Source organism: Streptomyces caniscabiei (assembly GCF_014930365.1).
In the GTDB taxonomy this organism is placed as follows: domain Bacteria; phylum Actinomycetota; class Actinomycetes; order Streptomycetales; family Streptomycetaceae; genus Streptomyces; species Streptomyces caniscabiei.
Map to the genome: position 1 here is coordinate 15,132 of NZ_JABXWI010000032.1, position 26,796 is coordinate 41,927.

General features: G+C 73.5%; 22 protein-coding genes. All 22 read right to left on the bottom strand.

The annotated features are described in order from the left end of the window. Positions 1-185: 185 nt before the first annotated feature. Complete coding sequence (locus HW837_RS45510) at positions 186-1,655, bottom strand: FAD-dependent monooxygenase (protein ID WP_060888029.1); 1,470 nt, start codon at positions 1,653-1,655, stop codon at positions 186-188. A 77-nt stretch (positions 1,656-1,732) separates the two neighbouring features. Beyond that, a complete protein-coding gene (locus HW837_RS45515) occupies positions 1,733-2,632 on the bottom strand; it encodes an alpha/beta fold hydrolase (RefSeq protein ID WP_060888028.1) in 900 nt (299 codons plus the stop codon). Between the two features lie 40 nt (positions 2,633-2,672). Then, complete coding sequence (locus HW837_RS45520) at positions 2,673-3,509, bottom strand: NAD(P)H-binding protein (protein WP_045563671.1); 837 nt, start codon at positions 3,507-3,509, stop codon at positions 2,673-2,675. Positions 3,510-3,543: 34 nt separating this feature from the next. Beyond that, positions 3,544-5,019: an FAD-dependent monooxygenase gene (locus tag HW837_RS45525; protein WP_045563672.1), complete on the bottom strand. Its 1,476-nt coding sequence runs from the start codon at positions 5,017-5,019 to the stop codon at positions 3,544-3,546. 188 nt (positions 5,020-5,207) lie between these two features. Further along, positions 5,208-6,287: a ScyD/ScyE family protein gene (locus HW837_RS45530; protein ID WP_094030735.1), complete on the bottom strand. Its 1,080-nt coding sequence runs from the start codon at positions 6,285-6,287 to the stop codon at positions 5,208-5,210. Between the two features lie 197 nt (positions 6,288-6,484). Further along, positions 6,485-7,927, bottom strand: a complete 1,443-nt coding sequence (locus HW837_RS45535; protein WP_193381944.1) for a nitrosuccinate lyase — start codon at positions 7,925-7,927, stop codon at positions 6,485-6,487. After that, entirely contained in the window at positions 7,924-9,930 is a 2,007-nt protein-coding gene (locus tag HW837_RS45540; protein WP_193381943.1) for an FAD/NAD(P)-binding protein, read from the bottom strand. The genes HW837_RS45535 and HW837_RS45540 overlap by 4 nt, the downstream gene beginning before the upstream one ends. Before the next feature lie 190 nt (positions 9,931-10,120). Continuing rightward, a complete protein-coding gene (locus HW837_RS45545; RefSeq protein ID WP_193381942.1) occupies positions 10,121-10,936 on the bottom strand; it encodes an MFS transporter in 816 nt (271 codons plus the stop codon). 234 nt (positions 10,937-11,170) lie between these two features. After that, positions 11,171-11,842, bottom strand: coding sequence for a response regulator transcription factor (locus HW837_RS45550; protein WP_234442864.1), 672 nt, complete (start codon positions 11,840-11,842; stop codon positions 11,171-11,173). A gap of 315 nt (positions 11,843-12,157) precedes the next feature. Continuing rightward, positions 12,158-12,562 (bottom strand): GNAT family N-acetyltransferase, encoded by a 405-nt coding sequence (locus tag HW837_RS45555; protein ID WP_045563482.1) that lies wholly within the window; start codon positions 12,560-12,562, stop codon positions 12,158-12,160. Continuing rightward, positions 12,546-13,832: an adenylosuccinate lyase gene (gene purB / locus HW837_RS45560; protein ID WP_078854009.1), complete on the bottom strand. Its 1,287-nt coding sequence runs from the start codon at positions 13,830-13,832 to the stop codon at positions 12,546-12,548. The genes HW837_RS45555 and purB overlap by 17 nt, the downstream gene beginning before the upstream one ends. A gap of 380 nt (positions 13,833-14,212) precedes the next feature. Next, a complete protein-coding gene (locus tag HW837_RS45565; protein ID WP_045563480.1) occupies positions 14,213-15,718 on the bottom strand; it encodes a type I glutamate--ammonia ligase in 1,506 nt (501 codons plus the stop codon). A gap of 4 nt (positions 15,719-15,722) precedes the next feature. Continuing rightward, a complete protein-coding gene (locus tag HW837_RS45570) occupies positions 15,723-17,141 on the bottom strand; it encodes an amidase (RefSeq protein WP_193381941.1) in 1,419 nt (472 codons plus the stop codon). Continuing rightward, positions 17,131-19,077, bottom strand: a complete 1,947-nt coding sequence (locus HW837_RS45575) for a hypothetical protein (protein WP_193381940.1) — start codon at positions 19,075-19,077, stop codon at positions 17,131-17,133. The genes HW837_RS45570 and HW837_RS45575 overlap by 11 nt, the downstream gene beginning before the upstream one ends. Beyond that, the gene (locus tag HW837_RS45580; protein ID WP_199819172.1) at positions 19,074-19,403 is read right to left on the bottom strand and encodes a 4Fe-4S dicluster-binding protein; all 330 of its coding nucleotides are present in this window, start codon (positions 19,401-19,403) and stop codon (positions 19,074-19,076) included. The genes HW837_RS45575 and HW837_RS45580 overlap by 4 nt, the downstream gene beginning before the upstream one ends. 71 nt (positions 19,404-19,474) lie before the next feature. Further along, entirely contained in the window at positions 19,475-20,914 is a 1,440-nt protein-coding gene (locus HW837_RS45585; protein WP_045563477.1) for an alkaline phosphatase family protein, read from the bottom strand. Further along, on the bottom strand, positions 20,911-22,083 hold the full coding sequence (gene eboE, locus HW837_RS45590; protein WP_093792533.1) for a metabolite traffic protein EboE: 1,173 nt from the start codon (positions 22,081-22,083) through the stop codon (positions 20,911-20,913). The genes HW837_RS45585 and eboE overlap by 4 nt, the downstream gene beginning before the upstream one ends. Before the next feature lie 3 nt (positions 22,084-22,086). Next, positions 22,087-22,959, bottom strand: a complete 873-nt coding sequence (locus HW837_RS45595; protein WP_045563687.1) for a TatD family hydrolase — start codon at positions 22,957-22,959, stop codon at positions 22,087-22,089. Positions 22,960-23,134: 175 nt separating this feature from the next. Then, positions 23,135-23,689 (bottom strand): EboA domain-containing protein, encoded by a 555-nt coding sequence (locus tag HW837_RS45600; RefSeq protein ID WP_045563688.1) that lies wholly within the window; start codon positions 23,687-23,689, stop codon positions 23,135-23,137. After that, positions 23,686-24,531, bottom strand: a complete 846-nt coding sequence (locus HW837_RS45605; RefSeq protein ID WP_093792529.1) for a sugar phosphate isomerase/epimerase family protein — start codon at positions 24,529-24,531, stop codon at positions 23,686-23,688. Before HW837_RS45605 ends, HW837_RS45600 begins: the two co-directional genes overlap by 4 nt. After that, positions 24,528-25,532 (bottom strand): SCO3242 family prenyltransferase, encoded by a 1,005-nt coding sequence (locus tag HW837_RS45610; RefSeq protein ID WP_093792527.1) that lies wholly within the window; start codon positions 25,530-25,532, stop codon positions 24,528-24,530. Before HW837_RS45610 ends, HW837_RS45605 begins: the two co-directional genes overlap by 4 nt. Then, a complete protein-coding gene (locus HW837_RS45615) occupies positions 25,529-26,659 on the bottom strand; it encodes an inositol-3-phosphate synthase (RefSeq protein WP_093792525.1) in 1,131 nt (376 codons plus the stop codon). Before HW837_RS45615 ends, HW837_RS45610 begins: the two co-directional genes overlap by 4 nt. Between the last annotated feature and the right edge of the window lie 137 nt (positions 26,660-26,796).

Consider the following 26,796-nt stretch of genomic DNA (forward strand, 5'->3'; position numbering starts at 1 on the left):
CCCGCGCGGTGTGCGCGCCGCCGGTGTCCGGGTCTTCGCCGGTCCGGTACGGCAGGCGGGAGGTGGCGGCAGGGGGCGCGTGTGCGCCGCGTCCAGGTCCCTGCCGCCGCCTCCCGCGTGGCGCCCGGGGGCGCCTTCGACCCTAGGGCCGCCCCGCTGCCCGGGGCGGCCCGGTGGACCGGTCCTCAAGCGGTCCCGAACCACCGCCTGAGCGCCTGTGTGAGGTCCGCGTCGTCGGGCGCGGCCCAGGCGATGTGCCCGTCGGGGCGCACCAGCAGGGCGTGCGGGGTGTCGGGGTGGCGGGTGTCGTCGTCGAAGTCGCCGGTGACGACGTCGACCCGGCTCGCCCAGGGTGCGGCGGCGGTGCGCAGGGTTTCGGCGTCGGGGGCGGCGGAGGTGATGATCAGGACGCCGCGGGCGGTGTGCAGCAGGTCGGCCACGCGGGCGGGGTTGCCGTCGGCGAGCTTGAGCGGCAGGTCGGGGCGGAGTCTGAGGCCGAGGCGGGGGTGGGAGCCGGCGCCCATGTCGTAGCGGACGTCGAGGCCGCTGACCTGGCCGGCCAGGTGGCGGGCGACGTCGGGGTCGGCGACGAGTTCCTGCATGACGGCGCGCAGCGGTTGCATCTCCTCGCCGCTGAGGTAGAGCTTGGTCTGGGCGCGGGTGTTGCGCATCAGCAGTTGACCGACGGGGTGCCGTTCGGTGTGGAAGGTGTCCAGCAGTCCTTCGGGGGCCCAGCCGTTGATGGCGGCGGCGAGTTTCCAGCCGAGGTTGGCGGCGTCCTGCACGCCCACGCTCATGCCCTGGGCGCCGGCGGGCATGTGGATGTGGGTGGCGTCGCCGGCGAGGAAGACACGGCCCTTGCGGTACTGGGCGGCCTGCCGGGTGGTGTCGGTGAAGGAGCTGATCCAGCGCACCTCGGCGTCGTGGATGCTCTCCCCGGTCATGTCCTGCCAGGCGTCGGCGATCACGGAGAACGTCAGGCCGCTCTTGTCCTCCGGCGGGCGCAGGGACTCGTTGTGGATGACGATGCGGGTGACGCCGTTCTGGAGGTTGAAGGACATCACCATGCCGCCGGGGACGCGTTCGCCGATGGGCCGGTGGGGGATGTCGGTGTTCACCAGGTCGGCCATGTACATCCCGCGGGTGGCCTCCCAGCCGGGGAAGTCGATGCCGGCCATCCGGCGTACCAGGCTGCGGGCGCCGTCGCAGCCCACGAGGTACCGGGCGGCGAGTTCGCCGGGGCCGTCGGGGCCGCGGTAGTCGACGACGACGCCGTCGGCGGTCTCGCGGTAGCCGAGGACCTCGTGCGAGCGGCGGATGTCGACGCCGAGTTCGTCGAGCCATGCGCACAGGATTTCTTCAGTGCGGTACTGCGGGATGCCGCGCACGCTGAAGTGGTTGTCCTGCAGTTGGGAGAAATCGATGCGCACGCCGCCGAAGTGGCCCTGTGCCCATTCGACCTCGCCGAAGCGGGCGAGCAGGCCGCGCTGGTCGAAGACTTCGGCGGCGCGGCGGGTGAAGCCCACGCCGCGGGATTCGCCGCTCGGGGCGGGCAGTCTCTCCAGCACCGTGACGTCGACGCCGCCCAGGCGCAGTTCACCGGCGAGCATCAGCCCGACCGGCCCGGCGCCGACGATGATTGCGCCCTTTGGCATGTTGTACTCCTCACACAACTGGCCGCCGCGGGCGGGCGGTTGCCAGGTCGGCTGTGGTCAGTCAGGTCAGCATCGGGTCAGCGGAAGAAGTCCAGCAGGTAGTGGGTGACGAGCTCGGGTTCCTCTTCGGGGAAGTAGTGCACCGACTGCTTGACCCGTTCGACGCGGACGTCGTCGGCGAGGGTGGGCAGCGTGGTGCGGAAGTGGTCGTGGGAGAAGCGGGAGCCGATGCCCAGCAGGGGTGCGGTCACCTTCGGGTACGTCTTCAGGTCCTCGATGTCCTGGTGGTAGGCCTGGTACCAGCCGCAGGCGGCGCGGATGCCGTCGGGGCTGTCGTAGGCGGCGGCGTAGATGTCGCGGTCGCGGTCGCCGATCAGGGACTGGTCGGCGAGGGCGTGGCTGAACAGCCAGTCGATGACCTGGCGCATGTGGCCGGCGTAGAGCACCTCGGGCAGGTTCTGGACCTGGTTGAACGCCCACCACCAGCGGGTGATGCCGGTGCCGGGGCGGGCGATGAGCCGCAGGTCGTAGTAGCTGTCGTCGGGGTGTCCGGTGTCCAGGAGGGCGACCTTGCGGGTGGCTTCGGGGTGGTTGGCGGCGAAGGCGAAGGCGACCATGCCGCCCATGTCGTGGCCGGCGATGTGGACGTCGTCGTGGCCGAGGTGGCGGATCAGCGCGTGGATGTCGGCGGCCATCGTCTTCTTGTCGTATCCGCCCGCGGGCCGGTCGGATCCGCCCATGCCGCGCAGGTCGGCCGCGATGACGGTGAAGTGCCGCGCCAGGTCGGGCAGTACCTTGTGCCAGGCCCACCAGGTCTGCGGGTAGCCGGGCAGCAGCACCAGTGGTTCGCCGGTGCCGCCGGTGACGTAGTGCAGGCGGGTGCCGCCCGCGTCGGCGTGGTGGCTGGTGAAGTCGCCGGGCAGTTCGCGCGCGAGTGCGTCGTCGGTCGGGGCGGTGCGGCCGGCTTGCGCTGTCATGTCGCTCTCTTCCGTGCTGCGGCGTGCGGCGGGCGGTCCGTCAGGCGGCGAAGGCGGCCGCGTTCTGCTTCGCCCACTCGCTGAAGGGGCGGGCGGGGTGCCCGGTGAGGGTCTCGACGTCCCGGCTGAGGGGGACGGGCCCGGTGGAGGCCGCCCACAGCTCGATCAGGGCGTCCGCGATGTCGTCCGGCATGGAGTCCGGTTTGTGGGCGCGCCACACGGCGGGCGGGATCGGCTGGACGGGGATGTCCCGGCCGGCGGCCTCGGCGATGACGGCGACCTCCTCGCGGAAGCTCAGTGAGGCGGGGCCGGTGAGGTGGTAGGAGCGGCCGTGCACCTCGGGGCGGGTGAGGGCGGCGTAGGCGCACTCGGCGATGTCCCGCTCGTCGATGGGGTCGGCGTAGCTGTCGGGGAAGGGCAGGGTGACGGTGCCGCGGGCGCGGAGCACGTACGCCCAGGAGGCGGCGTTGGAGGCCAGCGCTCCGCAGTTGAGGGTGGTGACGGTCAGCGGGGAGGCGGCCAGCGCACGTTCGACCGCCAGGTGCGGGGCGGCGATCGGGTTGGTGTCGGCGTCGGCGCGCAGCACGGCGTCGGCGGACATCACCACGACGTGCTCGACGCCCGCGGCGACGGCGTCGGCGGTGAACTGCCGGATGTGGGTGGAGTCGCAGTACAGGAACACCGAGGTGACGCCGGAGAGGGCGGTCGCGAAGGTGGCGGGCTCGTCCAGGGCGAGTCGTACGGTGGGGACGCCGTCGGGCGGCGTCAGTTTCTCGGGGCTCGCGGAGCCGGCTCTGACGGGCACGCCGCGTTCGGCGAGGAGCCGGACGAGCAGCGATCCGACCTTGCCGCGGCTGCCGGTGACGAGGACGGTCATGACGGGTTGCCTCTCCTAGGGGGTCGCGGGGCCGTCAGGCGGTGGGGCGGCCGAACCAGCGGTTCAGTGCCTCGCGCAGGTCTGTGCCGTCGGGGTCCGTCCACACGATGTGGCCGTCGGGGCGCACCAGGACGGAGGTGAGCTGCTGCGCCGGGCCGGTGTCCTGCGGGGCCCAGGTGCCGGTGACGACGTCGACGCGGTCGGCCCAGTCGGCGGCTGTCTTCGCGGCGGTCTCGTCGTCGCCGGTGACGACGAGTACGCCGCGGGCGCCGTGGAGGAGTTCGGCGACTTTCGTCCGGCTGCCGTCGGGGCGTTCCACCACCTGGTAGGGGGCGAGACGCAGGCCCAGTTGCGGGTGGCCCGCGGGGCCGACGTCGTAGCGGATGTGCAGGCCGCTGACGCGTCCGGCCAGTTGGCGGGCGACGGGCTCCAGCCGCACCAGTTCGCGCATGACGGCGCGCAGGGGCTCGATCTCCTCGCCGCTGAGGTAGAGCAGCGACATGGCGTGTACGTCGGCCATCAGTTTCTCGCCGATGGGGTGCCGTTCGCTGTGGTAGGTGTCGAGGAGTTCGTCGCCGGCGTGGCCGCGCAGTACGGCGGCGAGTTTGAAGCCGAGGTTGACGGCGTCCTGCAGACCGACGCTGACGCCCTGGGCGCCGAGCGGGGCGTGGTCGTGGGCGGCGTCGCCGGCGAGGAGGACGCGGCCCTTGCGGTACTGCTCGGCGAGGCCGGTGGCGTTGGTCAGGGCGCACATCCAGGAGGCGTCGGCGTGGTGGATGTCCTCGCCGGTCAGCCGCTGCCAGGCGTCGGCGACCTCGGCGAAGGTCAGTTCGCCCTCGCCGTGGTGGGGGCGGACGCCGGGTTCGTGGATGACGATGCGGTCGACGCCGGGTCGGAGGGTGACGGACAGGACCATGCCGCCGCCCGGGACGCGTTCGCCGATGGGCCGCATCCGCAGGTCGGCGCCGACCACGTCCGCCAGGTACAGGCCGCGGGTGGCCTTGTCGCCGGGGAAGGCGATGCCGGCCAGGCGGCGTACGGTGCTGTTGCCGCCGTCGCAGCCGACGAGGTAGGCGGCCGTGTCCTCCACGGGGCCGGTGGGGCCGTCGAAGTGGGCGACGATGCCGTCGTCGGTCTCGGTGAAGGAGGTCAGTTCGTGTCCGCGGCGCACGTCGACGCCGAGTTCGGCGACCCAGGAGCCGAGTGTGTCCTCGGTGACGGACTGGGCGAGGCCCATGACACCGAAGTGGCTCTCCTCCAGCAGTGAGAAGTCGATGCGGATGCCGCCGTAGTGGCCCTGTTTGCCCCAGCGGATGTCACCGAGGCGTTCCAGCAGGCCCCGCTGGTCGAACACTTCGGCGGTTCGGCTGGTGAATCCCAGGCCGCGGGATTCGCCGCTCGGGGCGGGCAGCTTGTCGTAGACGACGACGTCCGCGCCACCGAGGGCGAGTTCGCCCGCGAGCATCAGGCCGACCGGACCGGCTCCCACGATGATCACGCCGTGTGGCATGTCGACTCCTCGGTACAGGTGGATGGGCATCAGGAAAGCCCGCTGGTCTCGACGGGTGGTGCAGTCCGGCTCAAGCGGGGGGGGGTGGCGCAGGGGGGAGGGCGGGGTGGCGCGAGGGCCGTGGCCGGGGCAAGGGGGCGGCCCCGCCGGACGGGGGAATGCCGACGGGGCCGCGCTGGGGGATGGGGTCAGTAGCGGACCCGGACGAGCTGGCCGTCGGCGCTGTGGGCGTTGTTGGTGACGTACACCTGGTTGCGGGGGCCGACGGCGAGGCCGGTCGGCTGGTTCAGCAGGCCGCCGGTCGGGATCTCGGTGACGGTCCTGGCCGCCGTGTCGATCTTCGACAGCTTCGCCGGCAGCGGCGGTCCGGCCTGGAAGCCCTCGGTGAAGGACAGGGCCAGCAGGTCGCCCTGGCAGTCCACCGCCAGGTCGATCAGGTTCGTCAGGCCGGTGACGAGCACCTCGGGCTGCTGCCCCGGCACGGCCTTCCAGATCCGGGCGGAGCCGGCGACCATGCCGCTCATGTCGGCGAAGTACACCGTGCCGTCCTTGGCGCGGACGATGCCGGTGGGTACGGCCTCGGCGGTGCGTACGGGGGTGACGTTGACCGGTACGAGGAAGTCGGTGGAGGTGGTGCCGTCGCCGTGGACGCGCACGATGTCGTTGGAGCCGGCGTCGGTGACCTGGAAGCCCGAGCCGCTGCGGATCAGACCCCACGGGTTGGCGTGCACCTCGCCGGCGTCCGGGTTGAGCCGGGTCTCGTGGGCGGCGAGGTCGCCGAGGATCTTGCCGTCGCGGGTGCGGAAGACGGTGCCCAGGGTGGCCGCGTCGGGGCCCAGCGAGTCCCGGTAGTCGGTGGTGCCGCCGAGGTTGCTGACGACGTCGTAGCCGCCGCGCGGGTCGGGAACGACGTCGGTGGGTCCGGTCGCGCTGACCGGGGCGCCGGCCGCCACGCCCTCGGCGTGGGAGGCGAGTCCGGTCACCACGCGGCCCTTGGAGTCGCCCTTGACCTTGTAGACGCCACCGGTGCGGCCGACACAGCTCTGGCCCTCGGCGCAGCCGGGGAGGCCCTCGCCGGCCTCGGCGACCAGGATCGTGCCGTCGGACAGGACGGTGATGCCGCGCGGGTTCTTCAGGTGGTCGGCGACGACCTCGATCGTGGCCGTGTCGGCGTGCGCCGCCGGAGCGGTGAGCACGGGGGCCGCGACGGCCGCGGCGGCGGCCGCCGTCATCAGGCCCGTTCTCCAGGACCTGCGTGATATCGACATGATTCTCCCTAGCTCGCTTCTCGCTCCCCGTTTCTTCCGGAGCAGCAGCTGTGCAATCTGCGCCAGAATAGGGGAGAAATGGGTTTCACATAACCGAGAAAAACAATTTCCAAGTTAGTCGCCAGATATTTTCGAGGCACTTACCAGGAAATTCCCAAGATTATTGGATCGATATTCGAGTGAGGCTCCACGGGTATTTATTCCGGCCGTCGCCCGGAGGGTCGCGCCCGGTCGAGCGCCTGGTCCACCAGGGCGGCGGCGGCTCCCGTGTAGTCGGCCGGGTCGAGCAGCCGGGACAGCTGACGGGGTGTCAACAGACGCTGTACATCGGGGTGTTCGGCGAGGATGTCGGCGAGCGGCCTGGCCGTGTTCGCCGCCCGCAGCGAGGCATCGGTCAGCAGCTGCCGCGCCGCGGCCCTGCCCAGTCGCGGGGCGAGGGCCGCCGCGAGGCGTTCGGAGACGAGTTGCCCTCCCGTGGCCGCCAGATTGGCGCGCATCCGTTCCGGACGGACGGTCAGACCGCGGGCCAGTTCCACGGCGGTGTGGGCGGCGCCGCCGGTCAGCCGCAGGCATTCGCGCAGGGGCTGCCATTCGGAATGCCACAGACCCGCCGAGCGTTCGTCCTCGGTCGCCAGACACTGCGACAGGACGGTGGCAAGGGCGGGCACCTGGAGGGCGGCGGAACGGATCAGGGTGGCCAGGACCGGGTTGCGCTTGTGCGGCATCGCCGACGACACGCCGCGGCCCTCGGGAGCCGACTCGGCCACCTCGCCGATCTCCGTACGGGCCAGCACCAGCACATCCGCGGCGATCTTGCCGAGGGCGCCCGTGGCACAGACGAGAGCGGCCCCCAGGTCGGCGACCGGGGTGCGCAGCGCGTGCCAGGGCAGGGCGGGCACGCAGAGCCCCGTCTCCGCGGCGAAGGCGGCCGGCAGGGTGTCCAGCAGGCCGGCGGGGGTGGTGTCCTCGCCCGCGTACTGCGCATAGCCCGCGAGCGTGCCGGCCGCGCCGCCCAGGGACACCGGCAGCCCGTCCCGCGCCACCCGCTCCAGGCGCTCGACGGCGTCGAGCACCAGCTGCCGCCAGCCGGCCGCCTTCAGCCCGAACGTGGTGGGTACGGCGTGCAGGGCGAGCGTGCGTCCCGCCATCACCGTGTCCCGGTGCTCGGCGGCGAGCCCCGCGAGCGTGTCGGCCACCGTCCGCAGGTCGGCGGTGATCAGCCGCAGCGCCCGGGCGGCCACCAGCATGGCGCCGGTGTCGAAGATGTCCTGGCTGGTGGAGCCCCGGTGCACGTACTCCACGGCGTGCGGCGCGTCCTCGGCCACCGCCGCCGTCAGCGCCCCGATCAGGGCGACGACCGGGTTCGCCGTCTCCCGGGACGCCAGCGCCACCTGCCGTACGTCGACCCGCTCGGCGCGCGCCGCGGCCGTGATCGCCTCGGCGGCCGACGGCGGAACGGTGCCGCAGCGCGCCTGGGCGCGGGCCAGGGCCGCCTCCGCGTCCAGCATCGCCTGCAACCAGGCGACGTCGCCGACCGCGCCCTCGACGGGGGTGCCGGCGCGCACCGGGGAGAGCAGTCCGGTGTCCGGTTGGGACGTCCGCTCCCGTGCTCCGAGCGGTCGTTCATGCGTCGCGGTCATGCTGCCCTCCGCGGCGTCACCGGTGCTGCCGTCGGGGCGGTGTCACGGGTGGCGAGGGCCGACCGGAGCTTGGCGGGGGCCCGGGTGCGGGCCGCGGGGAGGGCGAGGACCGCGCCCGCGATGGCGTCGGAGTCCTCCAGCGTGACCGAGCCGACCCCCGGCCTGATCCCGGCCGCGGTCACCCAGTGCACGGACTCGGTGGGCACCCCGTAGGCGAAGCGCCGCGGATGCGGCACGTCCTCGGCGTCCAGCAGGTGGTAGGGCCGCTCGCTCACCGCCAGGCCGCCGGTCTCGTAGTCGCCGCCACTGCCGGGGACGCGATGGGGCCGGCACCGGCCGGTGAGGAGCAGATGCCGCATCAGCGGGTCCGCGGTGCGCCGCAGGTCGATCTCGGGCAGCCGGGCCTCGATCAGGACTCCCGCCCGCACCCGTACGTCCTCGATCTCCGTGGAGGTCGCGACGAAGCAGGGGCCCTGCGGATCGGCCTCGACGCGGATGCCGGGGCCGGTGACCTGGAGGATCCCGGCGTCCATCAGCGCGGCCATCTCCTCGATGCGGGAGGCGGGCGGACCGATCGACAGGTAGGCGTTGAGCGGCGTGTACCAGCCGTCCAGTTCCTCGCGGTGCGAGTCGGCGTCGAGCCCGGCGTGGTCGACCGCGAGCCGCACCTCGTTGCGCAGGTCCCGCAGCACGTCCAGGGCCGCCTTCACGGGGCCGCTGACGTTGCCCTCGCGGGCCAGGCGCACGTCCTCGTCCAGGTAGTCACGCAGCCAGAGGTGGAAGGACGCGGCGTCCTCGAAGCGACGGTCGCCGTAGGGGCGGGTGATCAGCCGCCAGTCCCAGCGCTCCTCGGGCCCGATGCCCACCTCCTGGAGCAGCCGGGTCTCCTCGGGGCTGCCCGTCCCGCAGGCCAGGTAGCGGCGGGCGAACTCGGCCACCCGCTCCGGCTTCTCACGGTCCGCCAGCAGGGTCTCGCTGTAGACACAGGCCACTTCTTTCGAGATCAGCGGCCACAGGTCGGTGCCGAAGCGCAGCGGCCTGCGGCCGGGCGCGCGCAGCGAGGCCAGGTACTCCGGGGTGAGCAGGCGCGGGAGGTAACGGCCGTGCGCGCCCTTCTCGTTGTCGCCGCGCGCCTGGTACGGCACCCCGCGCCGCGAGCCCGCGTACAGGCGCGGTTCCCGGCCCGAGGGGCGGTAGACGAGGCGGCCGTCGGCGTCGCGTGCGAAGACACCGCCGCGGGCGTGCGTGAACAGCGCCATGTAGTCGAAGAAGTTCAGGCCCAGACCGCGCAGCAGTACGGTCTCGCCCGGCGCGATCCCCGACAGGTCCACGTCGGCGGGGTTGGCCGGGAGGACGTAGGTCAGGCCGTGGCGGTCGGCGAAGGCGGCCAGGTCGCGTTCGGTGTCCGTCGGTGCGACCGGCACATGGCCCTGGGCCAGCACCACCGCGGACAGCCCGGTCAGGCGTGTGCCGTCCTCCAGCACCACGGTCTGGGGGGCCGCGGCCGGCTCGACGCGGGGGTCCTCCTCCAGGGCCACGGCCCGCTGGGTGTGCACCCGTACGGTGACATGGTCCGGGGCGCCCGCGGTGACCTGTTCGAACACCCACGTCAGGTAGTGGCCGTACAGGGCGCGGGTGGGGTATCCGTCGGGGCCGAGGTCGCGTGCCTCGGCGAGGGTCTCGTCGTCGTGGGGCAGGCCGGTGCCCGGGACCCGGGCGTCCGGCAGCAGGGCCGCCGCCCACTCGTACAGGCTCGGGCCCCCCTCCAGCGGTCCTTCGATACTGACGCTGGCGTCGGTGTAGACCGTGACCTGCGAGGCGACGGTGTTCATCAGCAGGTGCCGGGACTGCGTGGGCCGCCACACCCGGCCCGATCCGGCCGGGCCGGGGTCGACCACGTGCACGACGAGTTCGGCCCAGCGGGGAGAACCGCGTTCCTGGGCGCACAGCCGCTCCAGGACGGACAGCCCCCGCGGTCCGGCGCCGACGAGGCACACTTCCATACGTCCGCTCCTCACAAGGACAGACCTCTTCCTGAGGGTTCCGGGCGAGCGGGACGGGCACCTTCATCCCCCACGACGCCTCCTTCCTCCGCCGCCACGGTCGGCCGAGGCGCTCAAACGGGGGTGGGACCTCGGTGGAGAGGGTGGTGGCGCGGGGTGACCCAAGCGCCTGACGGGGCGTCAGGCGGCGTCAGGTGACGGGGAGTCCGGGCAGCAGTGGTGTCAGCCAGCCGATGGCGTCGAGGATCACCCGCAGCGCGCCGTCCACGGCCGGGGCGGGTGTGGTGCGGGCGCGGGTCGTGAGGTGGACCAGGGCGGTGACGGCGAGCAGCAGCAGGCCCGCGCGGCGGTAGTCGCCGCAGGCCCGCTCGTGCCGCGGCGGGGGCAGGGCCGTGGCCAGGGCGAGCGCCAGCGCGCCGAGGGACACGGTGGCCCAGGGCACCCACAGGTGGGTGGCGAGTGTGACGTCGGCCAGGCGGCCGGTGGACAGCGCCAGCACGCTCGCACCGACGAGGGTGGCCAGGTAAGGGCCCCGTTCGCGCGCGGGGACGCGTTCGGCGAACAGTGCCACCACGCCGGCCGTCGCCCCGCCCGTCCCGAGGCCCTGGACGACGCGCGCGGCCAGCAGCGGACCCGCGTCCCGGGCGGCGGCGCCGAGTACCGTGCCCGCCACCAGGAGGGCGAGGGAGCCGATCACGGCGCAGCGGCGGCCGTGCCGGTCGGCGAGGGCACCGAGGGCGGGCAGGGCGGCGGCCGTCAGCAGCGGGGACCCGGTCGCCGTCCATGACGGACCGCCGTGCGCCGCGGACAGGTCCAGCTGGCAGAGCAGGATCGTGAGGACGAGCGGGGGCAGCAGCAGGCTCGCGGCACGGTCGCGCACCATGGGCCCGGTGCGCCGTACGGCTGCCATGAGCGGTGTGTGCCGGGTGTGCCGCGTGTCCCGCGTGTGCGGCGTGGTCGTCGCCGCCTCGGGGCGCAGCGGCGCCCGTCCCGGTCGCTGAGGCAAACCGGACTCACCCCCTCTCCCCCCGCTCGTTCGTCGACGCCACCGCACGGGGCTGGCAGTACAGCAAGGGCCGCTCAAGGGCGCGTAGAGGCCGGGTGCACGGCGGGGTGCAGGGAGGCTCGGGGCGGGGAGGCTCGGGGGTCGGCCGCGGGCCGGGGGCGGTGGTCGGCCGTGAGGGCGAGCGGGGGTCGGCCGTGGGCCGGAGGCGTGCTCAGCCGTGCCGTTGGGCGGTGCTCAGCCGTGCCCGAGTTTGAAGCCGACACCGCGCACGGTCACGATCCAGCCGCTGGCGCCGAGTTTGCCGCGCAGGCTGCTGACATGGGTGTCGACCGTACGCCGGGACCAGGTGTCACCCCAGACCCGGTGGAGCAGTTGCTTGCGCGGGATGACCGTCTCGGGATGCGAGGCGAGCAGGCACAGCAGGTCGAACTCCTTACGGGTCAGGGCCACCTCGACGCCGTCCACGGTGACTTCGCGGGAGTTGACGTCGATGCGCAGCGAGCCGTGCCGGATCTCCTGGACGGCGCTCGGCTGCCACTGGGCGCGGCGCATCACGGCCTCGATGCGGGCCATCAGCTCGCGCATCCCGTAGGGCTTGGTGACGTAGTCGTCGGCGCCGGCCTGCAGGCCGAGCACACAGTCCAGTTCGGAGTGGCGGGCGGTGACGATGATGACCGGGACGCGGCTGACGGAGCGGATGGCGCGGCACACCTCCAGCCCGTCCAGGTCGGGCAGTTCGAGCGCGAGCAGTACCAGGTCGGCGTCCCCGTAGGCCTGGAGCGCCGCGCTGCCCCGGGTGACGCCGACGGGTGCGTGGCCGTGCCGGCGCAGCTGCGCGATCAGGGGGTCGCCGAGGTCGGGGTCCACCACCAGGACGCGCACCGCCGTGGAGGTCGGGGTCGCCATGGAGGCCGGGATCGCCGTGGAGACCGGGGCCGTCGTAGCAGCCGGGGCCGCCGGGGCCGTCATGGAGGCCACGGGTACGCCGTCGGCCGGGCGAACCGGCTGCGGGGCGGGTGTGTGAAGCTCCGGCAGCGCCTGTGCCGTCGTCATCTGGCTCATGCCTCCCCCAAGGGTCCTGCGCGGTCCGCTCACGACCGTAGGCACCGGCGGTCGAGTCCCGCTGAAGCGCGGGTATGTGCCCGCGTCCAGCCGAATGATCGACGACTCGGTGATCCGGTGCCCCCGGGTGCCCGGGGTGACCCCGGCCGTTCGTGTTCGCTAAGGATTCAGCACCCACGCCGAGTTGTGGGCGGTGAAGCCGAGGTGCGGGTAGTACTCCGTCGCGGCCGGGGCCGACAGCAGCACGATCTTCGCCGTCGGGGCCTCCTTGCGGGTGGCGTCGATCAGGGCGCGGCCGATGCCGGAGCGCTGGTGGGTGCCCGACACCGCGATGTCGGACAGGTAGGTGACGTAGGAGAAGTCGGACACGCTGCGGGCGATGCCGACGAGGGTGCCGTCGGATTCGCGGGCGATCAGGACGAGGTTGGCGTTGCGCACCATCGCCGCCATCCGCTCGCGGTCGTCGGCCGGGCGCCGCTCGCCCAGGCCGGAGGAGCGGTACACCTCCAGCACCTCGTCCAGGTCCAGGGCGGCGCCCTCCACCCGCTCAATCGTCCAGGTCACGAAGAATCTCCAATCGGCTGCGCACCACGTCGTGGTGGGTGAGGAAACGCTCGGGCTCGAGCGCGGGAAGGTCGATCCCCTCGTGGGCGAGCGTGGCGGAGAAGTGCTCGCCGGTGGCGATCGTCCGGTTGGCCGCGGCCTGCACCGAACGGTAGGCACGCTCTCGCTCGACGCCCTCGCCCAGCAGGTCGGCGAGGACCGACGAACTGTAGATCAGGCCGTCGGTGGAGTCGATGTGCGCGCGCATCCGCTCGGGGTGCACGGTCAGCGCCTCCACCAGCTCGGCCGCCTTCGTCGCCTGGAAGTGGCCCACGGACAGGCTGTCGGGCAGGGCGACCCGTTCCACCGACTGGTGGGCGAGGTCCCTCTCGTGCCACAGCGCCACGTTCTCCAGGGCGGCGGAGGCGTAGCCACGCAGCAGGCGGGCCAGCCCGCACAGCCGCTCGCTGGTGGTGGGGTTGCGCTTGTGCGGCATGGCGCTGGAGCCCTGGTAGGCGCCGGTCCGGGGCTCCTCGACCTCGCGGACCTCGGTGCGTTGCAGCAGCCGCAGTTCCAGGGCCACCTGTTCGACGCAGGCGCCGAGCGCGGCGACGGCCTGAAGGAGCTGGGCGTGCCGGTCGCGGGCGACGACCTGACTGGGTACGGACTCCACGCCGAGGCCGAGCGCCTGGCACACGTGGGCCTCGACGGCCGGGTCGATCAGGGAGTAGGTGCCGACCGAGCCGGAGATCGTACCGACGGCCACGGCCTCGCGGGCGGCGGCCAGCCGGGTCAGGGAGCGGTCGACGGCGAAGGCGTAGCCGCCGAGTTTGTGCCCGAACGTGGTGGGCTCGGCGTGGACGCCGTGGGTGCGGGCCACCATGACGGTGTCCCAGTGTTCGAGGGCCTTGTCGACCAGGACGCGGCGCAGCCGCCGCGCCGCGGCGATGAGGAGGTCGGTGGCGCGGGCCAGGGTGTGGCCGAGGGCGGTGTCGACCAGGTCGTAGCTGGTCATGCCGAGGTGGACGAAGCGGGCGGAGTTCTCCGGGATCCGTTCGCAGTAGGCGGCGAGGAAGGACAGCACCTCGTGGTCGCGTTCCTTCTCGATCTCGGCGACGCGGGCGGCGAGCGGGACGGGCGCGCGGCGCATGTCGTCGAGGGTTTCCCCAGGTACGCGGCCGAGTTCCACCTGGGCCTCGGTGGCGAGGATCTCGACCTTGACCCAGGTGGCGTAGCGCGACTGATCGGCGAAGAGGTCGGCCATCTCGGGCAGGGTGTAGCGAGCAATCATCGTCGGCCTTCGTCCGGGGGCGGTTGGGAGAAGGGGGTGGGGCCAGGGGTCTGCCGCGGCTATTACGCCGTAATAGCCGTGGGAGGGAACGGGGCGAGAGCCGGGGACCCGGTCAGGGACCCGCCGCTAGCTATTACGGCGTAATAGCTACGGGCGGGCAGGGGCGAGAGCCTGGGACCCCAGCCACGGACCCGCCGCCCGTAGCTATTACGGCGTAATAGCCGCGGACGGTCAGCGGCGAGAGCCTGGGACCCCGGCCACCGACCCGCCGCCCGTAGCTATTACGGCGTAATAGCCGCGGGCGGGCAGAGGCGGGGGCTTGGGGCCCGGTGCGGGGGTGGCTTCAGGTCCGCACCGGGCCCGGCTTCGGCAGCGCTCCCTCAGTACGCTCCGAAGTACTCGCGCTGCTCCCACTCGGTGACCTGCCCCGGGGTGGGGGCGGCCTGCGTCGTCCAGGCCTCGTAGCGGCGCAGTTCGCTCTCCTTGAGCCTGGTCAGGCAGGCGGTCAGCGGGGCGCCGAGGAGTTGCTCGGCGCGGCCGCCGGCGAAGGCCTCAAGGGCCTCGCGCAGGTGCTGCGGCACCACCTGGCCGGGGCCGTCGTCCGGTCTGTCGCCGGCTCCGGCCGGGGCGGCGGTCAGGCCGTCGAGACCGGCGAACAACTGGGCGGCGATGTTCAGGTAGGGGTTGGCGCACGGCTCGCCCATGCGGTTCTCGATGTGGGCGCCGGCGCCGCTGCCGACCAGGCGGAGCATGGCGGTGCGGTCCTCCACGCTGTAGCCGACGTGGGTGGGGGCGAGGGCGTGCTCGGCGGCCAGGCGGCGGTAGCCGTTGACGGTGGGCACCGACAGCAGGCACAGCTCGCGGCCCCAGGACAGCAGGCCCTCGGCGTACGCCTTGCCCTGCGGGGACAGCCCGCCGGAGAAACCCTCGGCGGAGAAGGTGTTCCGGCCGGTGGCTGTCTCCACGACGGACTGGTTCAGGTGCCAGCCGCTGGGGTCGGCGGCGTCCAGCAGCGGCTGCGACATGAAGGAGGCGTGGTGGCCGCGGCGGGCGCAGAACCGCTTGGTGTGGGTGCGGAACAACAGCATCGCGTCGGCGGTGTCCAGGGCCGACATGGGGCTGAAGGTGGTCTCCACCTGGCCGGGGCCCGACTCGTGCTCCATCGACCTCAGCGGCAGGCCCAGGGCGAGCAGGTCGAGGGCGAGCGGGTCGGTGACGGGGGCGACGGTGTCGTAGGCGGCGTCCAGGTTGAACTGGTAGCCGGCGTTGACGGCGGACACCCGCGGGGCCCGGCCCTGGAGGCCGAAGCCGTTGCCCTCGTTGCCGGGCTCGTCGTCGAGGCGGCGGGTGAGGTACCACTCGACCTCCAGGCCGAGCACGGGGGCGAGTTGCCGGTCGGCGTAGGCGGCGAGGACGCGGCGCAGGACGGCACGCGCGGACAGCGGGTGCGGGGTGCCGTCGCGCAGGTACTCGTCGCCGATCACCCAGGCGGTGCGCGGGCCGGGGCCGGGCAGCACCTGGAAGGTCAGCGGGTCGGGCACCAGGATGAAGTTGCCTGCGCCGGTGATCTCGTCGACGCCGATGCCGTGGTCGCCGCGGAAGTCGACGGCGACGGCGTGCCCGGTGTCGAACAGGAACGGGCCGGGGCTGAAGTTCATGCCGCCCTTCAGCACGCCGCGGAAGGCCTGCGCGGTGAGCGTCTTGGAGCGGGCGAGCCCGTGCGGGTCGGCGAAGGCGACCCGCACGAAGTCGACGTCGTCGAGGCCGGCTTCGATGTGTTCGGCGGCGTCCAGCTGGGCGGCGTCCCACAGCCCGTGGTCGGTGACGAACGACGGGCGCCCGACACTGCCTTCCGCGACGGGGACGGACCATGACCTGGCATACATGGCTTCAGAGCGTCCTTTCGCCGGTGACGGCGGGGGTGAGGTCGGGCACGGGCGGGTGCGGCATCGGTGGCAGCAGCGCCTCCAGGCGGCGGGCCACGGTCAGGACGAGGTCGTCGGCGCCGACCGGACCGACGAGTTGGAGTCCGGCCGGGAGCCCTGAGCGGGTCAGTCCGGCGGGCAGGGACACGGCCGGCTGGCCGGTCATGTTGTAGGGGTAGGAGGCGGGCGCCCAGGACAGCCACATGAGGTCGCGCGGGTCGGCCGCCCAGGTGGGTCCGATGGCGTCGGCGTCGAACGGCTCGACGGGCACGGTGGCCATGGCGAGCAGGTCGTAGCGGTCCATGACCGAGCGCAGGGTGGAGCGCAGGTTCTGACGTACTTCCTCGGCCTGGATGACCCGTACGCCGCTGAGGGTGCGGCCGTGCCGGACGATCTCCAGACGGCCGGGGTCGCAGAAGGCCTCGATCTCCGGCGGGGTGCCGGCGGCCTCGGTGGCGGCGAGGATGTCGACGACGGCCGGATAGAGGTTCTGGCAGCGCACCTCGACGTCCTCGACGCGGTGCCCCTCCGCGAGCAGCGCCAGCTTGCCCTGCTCGGTGACGCGGCGGATCTCGTCGTCGGTGCCCTCGTACTCGATCCAGCCGATCCTGAGGGCCCGCAGGTCGCGCGGGGAGTCCAGGGAGCCGAGCCCGGAGTCGGGGTCGTTGGGGTGGGGGCCGGCGATGACCTGGCCGAGCAGGCCGACGTCGGCGACGCCGGCGGCGAGCGGGCCCTGGTGGGCGAGGCGGTCGGCGCCGTTGGGCCAGTAGGGCACCCTGCCGTACGACGGCTTGTAGCCCACGACGCCGCAGAACGCGGCCGGGATGCGGATGGAGCCGGAGCCGTCGGTGCCGAGCGCGCCCTCGCACAGTCCGGAGGCGACCGCCGCGCCCGCGCCTCCGCTGGAGCCGCCCGCGGTCAGCCGCGGGTCGTAGGGGTTGCGGGTGGGCGGGGCGACGCGGCCGACGGTGGAGGCGCTCCAGCCGAACTCGGAGGTCGTGGTCTTGCCGACGACGACGGCGCCGGCCGCGCGCAGCCGGGCCACCGCCGGGGCGTCCTCGCGGGGCCGGTCGTTGGGCAGCAGCGAGCCGCGGGAGGTGGGCAGGTCCCGGGTCTGCAGCAGGTCCTTGACGGAGACGGTGACGCCGAGCAGCGGCTGCTCCCACCAGGCCTCGCGGCCTCGTTCGCGGATGAGGGCGTCGGCCTGCTCGGCGGTTCGCAGTGCCTCCTCGCCCGCGACAGCGACGTACGCGCCCAGGGTGTCCCGTTCGTGGATGTCGGCCAGGACGGAGCGGACGTGGTCGACGACGGTGAGCTCTCCTCGGGAGAGGAGGTCCTTGAGGTGGCTGATGCCGCGGGGTCCGCCGTGCGGGTCAGGACGCACGGCGGACCTGCCCGGTGGCGGCGTGGGTGCCGCCCGCGACGGCCGACCAGTGCCAGGCCGAGTCGAACGCGGTGACCTCGACGGGCCGGCCGGCGACGGCCAGGGCCGCGACGAGACTCGTGGCGCGGGCGACGAACGCCGACACGCGGTGTGCGGCGAGCAGGTCCTGCTCGTGGAAGGGTTCGCCGGCGCAGCGCAGCAGCCTGAGGTCCATGAAGCCGTTGAAACGGTGTCCGTCGACCTCGACCGCCTGCGGGGTGCGCAGCGCGAACCGCACGTTGTTGTTGACGTGCCCGTGGTGGTGCTGGTCGGAGTAGAAGGAGATGTCGGGGATGGTCGGGGGCACGAAGTGGTCGCGGTCCCTCACCTCGGGTTCGCGGGGCAGGTTGCCGGCGATGAAGTGCCAGGAGTTGTACTGCATGCGTGAGGACATCGCCCAGGCCGCGTCGGCGAGGGCGGCCTCGGAGCCGCCGAAGTGGCGCCGCGCCTCGGGGTCGGGCACCACGCAGCAGAAGAAGCGGGTGATGTCCCAGTCGCAGATCTCGGCCCAGCGTTCCTCGCGCAGTGCCGTGATCAGCTCGGGCAGCGAGCGCATGCCGCGGCTCATGGTGAAGTCGGCCTCGAACGCCTCGGTGGTCGCGGCGACCGTCTCGTAGACGAGGGCTTCCAGGCCGGTGCCGAAGTCGCCGTGCGGGTCGGCGAGCCAGTCGGGGGAGTCGGCGAGGTGGTCGCCGAGGTCGGCGAGGGTGGCGCCGGTCAGCGGGAGTCTCTCGCGCAGTCTGGCGCAGACGGCGTCCTCGCGGGCTCGGGCCTGTTCCCCGGGGGCGTCGGCCACGCGCTCGATCTTGTGCATGAGGGCGCCGTGGATCTCGCGGTAGAGCTGGGCGCCGCGCTGCGTCTCAAGGCGGTGTTCGCGTAGTGAGACGGCGAGGGCGTCGAGCGCGCGGATGTCGTCGGAGGCGGCCGGTGGGATGGTCTCGCCGCCCAGGACGGAGTTGTAGCCGCGCCGGATGCGTTCCAGCATGTGGGCGACGTGTCCGACGGTCAGCTGGGTGCCGTTGGCCTCCTCGACCCGGCCGGGGCCGGCCGAGCGGATGAGCAGGGTGAGGCAGACCAGCAGCTGCACCTCGCTGTCCGACCACAGGTCCAGCGATGTCTGCTGAAGGCTGCTCAGGGCGCAGTCGGGGTGGCCGGGCCACAGGGTCTTGCCGGTGAGATTGTTGGGGCCGCGGAAGTTCGTGTACAGCTTGTCCTGCTGGTACAGCACGAACGGGGCGGTGCGCAGCGCCGCCTCCTTGGCCTGCTCCAGCAGTTCCTGCCGGCCCTGTTCGCCCTGCTGGTGCAGCCAGGTGCGGCAGTCGGCGGCCGAGCGGGCGTCCCGTTCGGCGGCGTGGCGCAGTTGCTCCCGGTAGGCCTGGAGGGTGCGGGCCGTCCACGGCACGGGCCGTGCCCCGCCGACCAGTTCCTGTCGGCCGAGGGGCTCGCCCTCGGGCACCCGCACCCTGATGCGGCCGCCGGTGGACAGGCCGATCTCGCCGAGGAAGGCGGGCTCCTGCCCTTCCCGCGGGGCGGGCGCCGACGTGTTCTCCTCGCGCGACGCATCGCTCGGGGAGTCGTGCGACGACTCGCGCCAGGACATCCCGCACAGCGCCCGCAGGGCGGCCTCCTCGGGGCCGCTGAGCGCGCGCAGTTGGATGTCGGCGGGGACGTGCCCGTCGAGGGTCAGCAGCACGTCGACGAACGAGCGCAGGTCGTCGGCCTGTTCGGCGCGGCGCCAGGTGTCGTTCAGCAGTCCGGGGAAGCCCGCGTCCGGGTCGAAGGCGTGGTCCGGTTTCTGGGTGCCCGCCGGGATGCCGAGCCGGCTGGGACGGCGGCTGATCCGCTTGCGGGCGTTGGCGGCGCGGCGGCTCTCGGCGCGTTCGGGCGAGCCTCTCATGGGGTTTCCTCGGCGGTCAGCCCGATGTGGTTCCACATCGCGTCGTCGGTGGGCGTCCAGTCCTCGTCGACGTAGATGCAGTCGACGGGGCACTCCAGCACGCACGAGGGGCACCCCGAGCACAGCTCGGGAATGATCACCACGTCCAGGCCTCGGTCGAAGATGGCCCCGAACTCGGCAGGGCAGCTGCGCAGGCAGGTGTCGCAGGTGATGCACTCGGACTTCTCGATGCGGCGGGGCGGTTTCTTCCAGGTGTCGGGGCGGGCGCGTTCGGCGATGCGTTCGGCCCGCCCGGACAGCGCGGCCGACGAGGCGATCTTTTTCACGGGCAGAGACCTTTTCGTGAGTCGTCTTGACCACAGCCGGAGTCGGACGCCCTTGATGCTCCGGCACGTATCTAGACCGGTCCCTGAGCTGAGTTAAAGACCGGGTCGAGCCCTTGGGAGGGACTGCTTCCGGTCAGCCCCGCCAGCTCCAGCAGCAGCCCTTTCACTCCGGTCGCCGGTACCCGGCCGGACACCGTGCCCGGTGCCGAGCACAGCAGCACCGGGGCGTCGTCGTCGCGGTCGGGGAGCCGGCCGTGGCTGCCGCGCACCGGCGCGGGGTCGAGGGGGACGACGTCCATGAGGTAGCGCAGGCCGAGCTTCTTGCGGGCCAGGGCCGTGGCCGCCCGGACCCTCACATAGGGGTCCTCGGGGTCCAGGAACAGTTCGGCGGGGTCGTAGCCGGGTTTGCGGTGGATGTCGACGAGCCGGGCGAAGTCGGGGGCGCGGGCGTCGTCGAGCCAGTAGTAGTACGTGAACCAGGCGTCCGGCTCCGCGACGGCGACGAGGTCGCCGGAGCGCGGATGGTCGAGGTGGTGGGCCTTCTTGCCGTCGTCGTCGAGGAGTTGACCGATCCCGGGCAGGTCCGCCAGGGCTGCCCTGGTGGCGTCGAGGTCCTCGGGGCGGCGTACGTACACGTGGGCGATCTGGTGGTCGGCGACGGCGAACGCCCGCGAGGCGAGCGGGTCGAGGTACTCCATGCCCGCCTGGGTGTGGACCTCCAGCAGTCCGGCGCGGCGCAGGGCTCGGTTGATGTCGACGGGCCGGCTCACCCGGGTGATGCCGTACTCCGACAGCGCGACGACGGTACGGCCCTGGGCGCGGGCGTCGTCGAGGAGCGGTGCCAGGGCCCGGTCGAGGTCGGCGGCGGCCCGGTGCGCGCGCGGGTCGTCGGGGCCGTGGCGTTGCAGGTCGTAGTCGAGGTGGGGGAGGTAGGCCAGGGTCAGGTCGGGGGCGCGGGAGGTCATGACGTGCCGTGTGGCGTCGATGATCCAGCGGGAGGAGGCCAGACCCGCGCCGGGCCCCCAGTAGGAGAACAGCGGGAACGTGCCCAGTTTCGCGGTGAGTTCGTCGTGCAGGGCGGCGGGGCGGGTGTAGCAGTCGGGTTCCTTGCGGCCGTCGGCGTGGTAGACGGGGCGTGGGGTGACGGTGTAGTCGGTGTCGGCTCCCATCGCGTACCACCAGCAGATGTTGGCGACGGTGTAGCCGGGGTGGGCACGGCGGGCGGCGTCCCAGAGGCGCTCGCCGTCGATGAGCCGGTGGCTCTGCCGCCACAGCAGGACCTCGCCGAGTTCACGGAAGTACCAGCCGTTGCCGACGATGCCGTGTTCGGCGGGGGTGCGGCCGGTGAGGAAGGTGGTCTGCACCGAGCAGGTGACGGCGGGCAGCACGGTGTCCAGTACGGCCCGGGACCCCTGTGCGCCCAGGGCGGACAGGCGCGGCATGTGGGCCAGCAGGGCGGGGGTGAGTCCGACGACGTCCAGGACGAGCAGCGGGGTCGGCTTCCGGGTCACGGCAGTTCCTTCAGCCCGAGGTCGGTCAGCAGGTCGTGGGCGAGGCCGAGTTCGGCGGCGATGCCGTCGGCGAGCTCGTCGCGGGTGGCGGGGCGCAGCCGGGGCGGCAGGGCCTGCCAGGTGTACGTCTCCACCTCCAGGTGCCGCGTCAGCGGTGCGGGGCCGGTGAGCAGGGCGTCGAGCGTGCGGCGCAGCACCGGCAGCGTGGAGGTGAGGGGCGGGGTGGGGGCGGCGTGCAGGGGGACGTGGAAGTGGGCCCGCCAGGGTGCGGTGTCGGGCAGGGGGCCGTCGTCCGCGAGGGCCTCGGCCAGGTCGTCGGTGCCGTACAGGCCGGCCGGCGTGCGGGTGCGGGTCTGGTGCAGGAAGCGGGGCTCGGCGAAGGCGGCCAGTGCGCGGCGGACCTCGGGCCGGTCGGGGTGCTCGGCGTGCAGGGCCGCCGACAGCTGGGTCTTGACCACGCGCACCCCGGCGGCGGTGAGCCGGTCGACGGCGGGCCCGGGTTCCTCGAAGGAGGTGGCCAGGTGGCAGGTGTCGACGCACACGCCGACCCGGTCGTGGCCGAGGGCGGTCAGCGGGCCGACGGCGTCGTCGAGGGTCTCCACCACGCAGCCGGGTTCGGGTTCGAGCGCGAGGCGGATGGAGCGGCCGGTGGCGTCGGCGATGTCGTCCAGCCGCCGGGCCATCTCCCCGAGCCGGGCGTGGGCGCGTTGGTCGCGGGGGGTGCCGCAGCGGGTGCGCCAGGCCAGCGGCAGGGTGGAGATGCTGCCCTCGGTGACGTCGTCGGGCAGCAGGGCGGCGAGGATCCGGGCGAGCGCGGTGGTGTGCTCCAGGCGTTCGGGATCGGCCCAGTCCGGCTGGTAGACGCGGTACTTGACCTCGCCCGTGCCGAACCCTTCGTAGGGGAAGCCGTTGAGGGTGACGACCTCCAGGCCGTGGCGGTCCAGTTCGGCGCGCAGCCGGGACAGGGCGCGCGGGTCGGTGTCCAGGGTGCGGGCGGCGCCCTCGGCCAGCCACAGGCCGACGCCGAGCCGTCGCACGCCGAGGCGGCGGCGCACCGGCGCGCAGTGGTCGCCGAGTTGGGCGAGGACGCCGTCGAGGTCCTCGGCGGGGTGCACGTTGGTGCAGTAGGCGAGGTGGACGACGCTGCCGTCGTCGTGCCGGAAACGCATGGCTCACCGCCCGGCGGGGGTCGGTCGCGCGGAGGTGCCGCGCAGGACGGAGTTGCCCTGGTGGGTGGGTTCGGTGGCGGTGACGGAGAGGTCGAGGCGGCCGGAGAGGGAGTAGAAGGCGACCGGGTTGCGCCACAGCACGAGGTCCACGTCGTCCTCGTCGAAGCCCGCGGCGAGCATGGCGCGGCCCACCTTCGCGGTCTTCAGCGGGTCGCTTCTGCCCCAGTCGGCGGCGGAGTTGACCAGCATCCGCTCGGGGCCGTACTCCTCGAGCACGGCCACCATCCGGTGCTCGTCCATCTTGGTGTCGGGGTACACCGAGAATCCCAGCCAGCAGCCGCTGTCCCGGGCGGCGGCGACCGTGGTCTCGTTCAGGTGGTCCAGCAGCACCCGGCCGGTGTCCAGCGCGGATTCGCGTACGACGTCCAGGGTGCGCCTGAGTCCGGCGAGTTTGTCGCGGTGCGGGGTGTGCACGAGGGCGGGCAGGCCGTGGTCGGCGGCGAGGTGCAGCTGGGCGGCGAGTGCGGTGTCCTCGGCCGGGGTCATCGCGTCGTAGCCGATCTCGCCGACGGCCACGACGCGGTCCTTGACCAGGTAGCGGGGCAGTTCCTCCAGGACCGGCAGGCAGCGGGGGTCGTTGGCCTCCTTGGGGTTGAGGGCGATCGTGCAGTGGTGGGCGATGCCGTACTGGGCGGCTCTGAAGGGCTCCCAGCCCAGGAGGGTGTCGAAGTAGTCCACGAAGGAGGCGGGTGAGGTGCGGGGTTGGCCCTGCCAGAAGGAGGGTTCCACGACCGCGCGGACGCCCGCGGCGTGCATGGCCTCGTAGTCGTCGGTGGTTCTGGAGGTCATGTGGATGTGTGGGTCGAAGATGCGCATCGGCGTTCTCCTCCGGCGGGGCCTTGGTGGGGTGCGGGTCGGTGGGGGCTTGTCGCGCGGGTCCTCGCGCCCCTAGGGCGTGTTGCGAAAGTCCCGTCGTTCGCCCGAAGGGCGGGCCTCGCGGCGAGAGTGCGTGCATGGCGTCGCGAGGCAGGCGGGACTTTCGCAACACGCCCTAGAGGGGCTCGGTCAGGGTGAGGACCCGGGTGAGGTCCTGGGGGATCGGGCGGCCCGCCGCGGTGCGTTCGGTGGCTTGGGCCCGCAGCATGCGGGTCAGCTCTGTGTCCCCGCGGGCTCGTTCGGCGAGCCCGGCGATGCCGCTCACGGGGACGCCGGTGAACAGGCACTTCAGGACGGCGTGCCGCCAGGTGTGGGCGTCCAGGTGCCGGGCCGCGTACGGGCCGAGGGCGGCGGCCAGCAGGCTGGTGTCGTTGGTGCGCAGGGCGTCCTCCACCAGTGGCACCCCGGCCGCCGCCGGGAGGTCCAGGCGGGGCAGGGCCAGCAGGACGGCGCGGCGCTCGGCGGGCGTGCCCTGCCGGTACAGCAGGCTCACCTCGGCGGGGTCGGGGCGGGCGGCGGTCAGCAGCCGCACGCGGGCGTCGAGCGCGTCGGCGCCGCAGCGGCGGCCCGCTTCGGCGAAGCGCAGCGTCCAGCCGGGTGCGCGGGCGGCGGCCTGGGCGAGGGCCTGCTCCAGCCAGCTCTGCCGTGCGGTGTCGAACGCGGCGGTCATCTCGTCCCTCCGTTGCGCAGGAAGTCCAGGGATTGCGCGGCGAGGGCGGGGCCGGCGTGGGAGTGCCGGGGCAGTTCCACCACGGTCAGTCCCTGGTAGCCGCTGTTCTCCAGGGCCCGCAGCACGGGCGGGAAGTCGATCTCGCCGTGGCCGAACGGCAGGTGCTCGTGCACCCCGCGCCGCATGTCCTCGATCTGTACGTGCCTCAGCCAGGGCGCGGCCTGCCGCACGCACTCCTGCGGCGGGAGGGGCTCCAGGCACTGGCAGTGGCCGATGTCGAGCGTCAGGCCGAGCCCGTCGGGGTCACCGAGTTCGGTGCGCAGCCGGTGGAAGCCGGCGAGGTCGGCCAGCAGATGGCCGGGTTCCGGTTCGACGGCCAGCGGCAGTCCGGCCTCCTCTGCGGCCTCCAGCACCGGGGCGAGCGTGTCGGCGAGCCGTGTGTAGCCCGTGTCGGGGTCCACGCCGTCGGGCAGGGTCCCGCTGAAGAGGTGTACGGCGTGTGCGCCGAGGTCGGCGGCTACGCGGACCGCGCGGATCAGCAGCCGGACGCGGGCCCAGCGGCCGTCCTTCTCCTCGTCCAGCAGGCTGGGCCCGTGCTTGCGGCGTGGGTCGAGGACGTAGCGCGCGCCGGTCTCCACGGTCACGCCGAGCCCGAGAGCGTCCAGTCGCTGCCGTACGCGGCGGGTCCGGGCGGCGAGTTGCGGGGCGAACGGGTCGAGGTGCATGTGGTCGAGCGTCAGTCCGACGCCGTCGTAACCGAGGTCGGCCAGCAGGGCGAGGGCGTCGTCCAGGCGCAGGTCGGTCAGCCCGTTGGTGCCGTATCCCAGGCGCAGTCCGCTCATGTCACGCTCACCCGGCGGGCCAGCCGCGCGGCGGCGGGCGCGAGCGCGGCCGTCAGCAGCCCCGTGCCGGGTGCGCCCGCGCGCGCGGCGAGGGCGCCCTGGAGCGGGATCATCGCCCGTATGCCCGCTCCGACGGCGCGCTGGGTCAGGGGTGGCGAGGGGTTGAGGGCGGCGTGCAGGAGAGGCCTGGCGACGGTGAGGGCGTAGCCGGCGGCCAGGGCGGCGGGCACGACGGCGGCCCGCCCGGCTGCGGGGGCGGCCTGGCCGGGTGCGGTGCCGGGGCGGCGGGTGAGGGCGGTGGTGAGGGCTGCCGCCGTGGCCAGGCCCAGCAGGGGGGCCGTCGCCGAGCCGCCCTCGGCCTCGCGGCGGGAGACCAGGGTGACGGCGCAGGTGTGGGCGCCGAGTGCGACCGCCGAGGGGAGGGCCGGGCGCAGGGCCCGCGTGGTGGCCGCGCCGAGCAGCAGGTCCAGGGAGCGGGCGGCGGCCATGGCGGCCGGTCCCGCCGCGGTGTGCTTCAGCTTCAGGTCGTACGCCCACACCGTCGCCGCGAGCGGTGCCGCGACGGCGAACGCGCTGCGGCCCGCGCAGGCGGCCAGGGCGAGGCCGGCCGCGGTGAGCGTCCCGGCCGCGGTGAGGGCGGCGCCGGGCCGGACGCGGCCGGAGGGCAGCGGCCGGTGCGCGCGGGTCACGGCGTCCTCCTCCCGGTCCGCCCAGTCGTTGAGCGCCATTCCCGCCTGGTACAGGCAAAGTGAGGTGCCCACCGCCAGGGCGGTACGGCGTCCGGGCCGTGCCCCGGCGGCCGCGGCCCCCGCGAGCGCGTCACCGGGGACCGTGAACAGCGCCGGGAGCCTGAGCAGTTCGGCCCAGGCCCGGACCCGCTCCGGGGCCGGGCGTCGCACGCCCCGGGCGGTGCCGGCGGACACCGGTCCGCGCGCCTGCCGGGCCTGCCCCTTCGGTCCCGTCGGTTCTGTCGGTCCCGGCGGTCCCGTCGGCGTGCTCATCGGGGGTCCTTCAGGCGTTCGGCGAAGGCGAGCAGGTTGGCGTACTGCTCGGCCAGGGGGGCGGGGGCGCCGGGGTCGGGATCCTTGAAGTAGAAGGCGAGTTCGGGGCGTGGGCCGGACAGGCCGCGTTCCTGGGCGCGGGCGAGCAGCCTGGCCAGATCCAGGACCAGCGGGGCGGCCAGGGCCGAGTCGCAGCCCTGCCAGATCGTCTGCAGGACCATGCGGGCACCGAGGAAGCCGTCGAAGGCGACGTGGTCCCAGGCGGTCTTCCAGTCACCGAGCGCCGGTACGTCGTCGATGTGCACCTCGCCCTCGGGCGTCGTGCCGAGGGTGTCGGTGAGCACCCGCTCCTTTCCGGCGTTCTTCGCGGCCGCCGCGGCCGGATCGGCGAGCGAGGCCCCGTCGCCGCCGCCCAGCAGGTTGGTACCGGACCAGGCCCGCACGGCGAGCGCCCGCTGGGCGAACATCGGCCCGAGGACCGAACGGAGCAGCGTCTGCCCGGTCTTGCCGTCCTGGCCGGCGTACGGCAGACCCGTCACCGGCGCGGTCACGGCGAGTTGGGGGTGGCGCAGCCCGGTCGAGGGCGTGAAGTTGACGTAGGGGCAGCCGACGCGCAGGGCGGCGGCCGCGTACAGCGAGCTGGCGGGCCAGCCGCCCTGCTCGGGAGCGGGCTCGGTGCTGGCGACGTTCACCACGACGGTGCGGGCCGCGCCGGTGGTGTGCGCGAACTCCCGCAGGTGCCCGGCGAAGACGCCGGTCAGTTCCTCGTGGCCGCGTTCGTCACCGGGCAGGGGCCCGCCGGGGCGGATCCGCGCTTCGACGGCGGCCAGTTCCTCCTGCACCGCGGCCGGCAGCCAGTGGGGCAGCACTTGCTGGGCGGCCAGTTCCTCCGCCCGCTTGGCCAGCGGGGTGTCGGCCGTGTCGTGGCCGCCGAAGACCAGCGAGGGCAGCGGGGGCAGGCCGCTGTCGGCGAAGGGCTCGGTCTCGGTGACCAGGCCGGTGGGCGGAATCAGACCGGCCGCCAGCGCGGCGCAGCCGGCGATCGCCGTGGTGGCGACCGATCCGCGCGCCCCGATCAGCCACACACCGGTCGGCGCGGGGGCGGGAGTCTTCGGGTGAGGGGACACAGGCAGCCTCCAGTAGCGTCGGACGAGGCGGGTCGGCAAGCGGATGCCCGGTCAGAATGCCGAGCGGCCCGGCGGGCGGGCGTCGTTCTCCGGCGTGCGTCGAGCGAGCTCCGAGCCGGTCTGCGCCGGATGTGGTG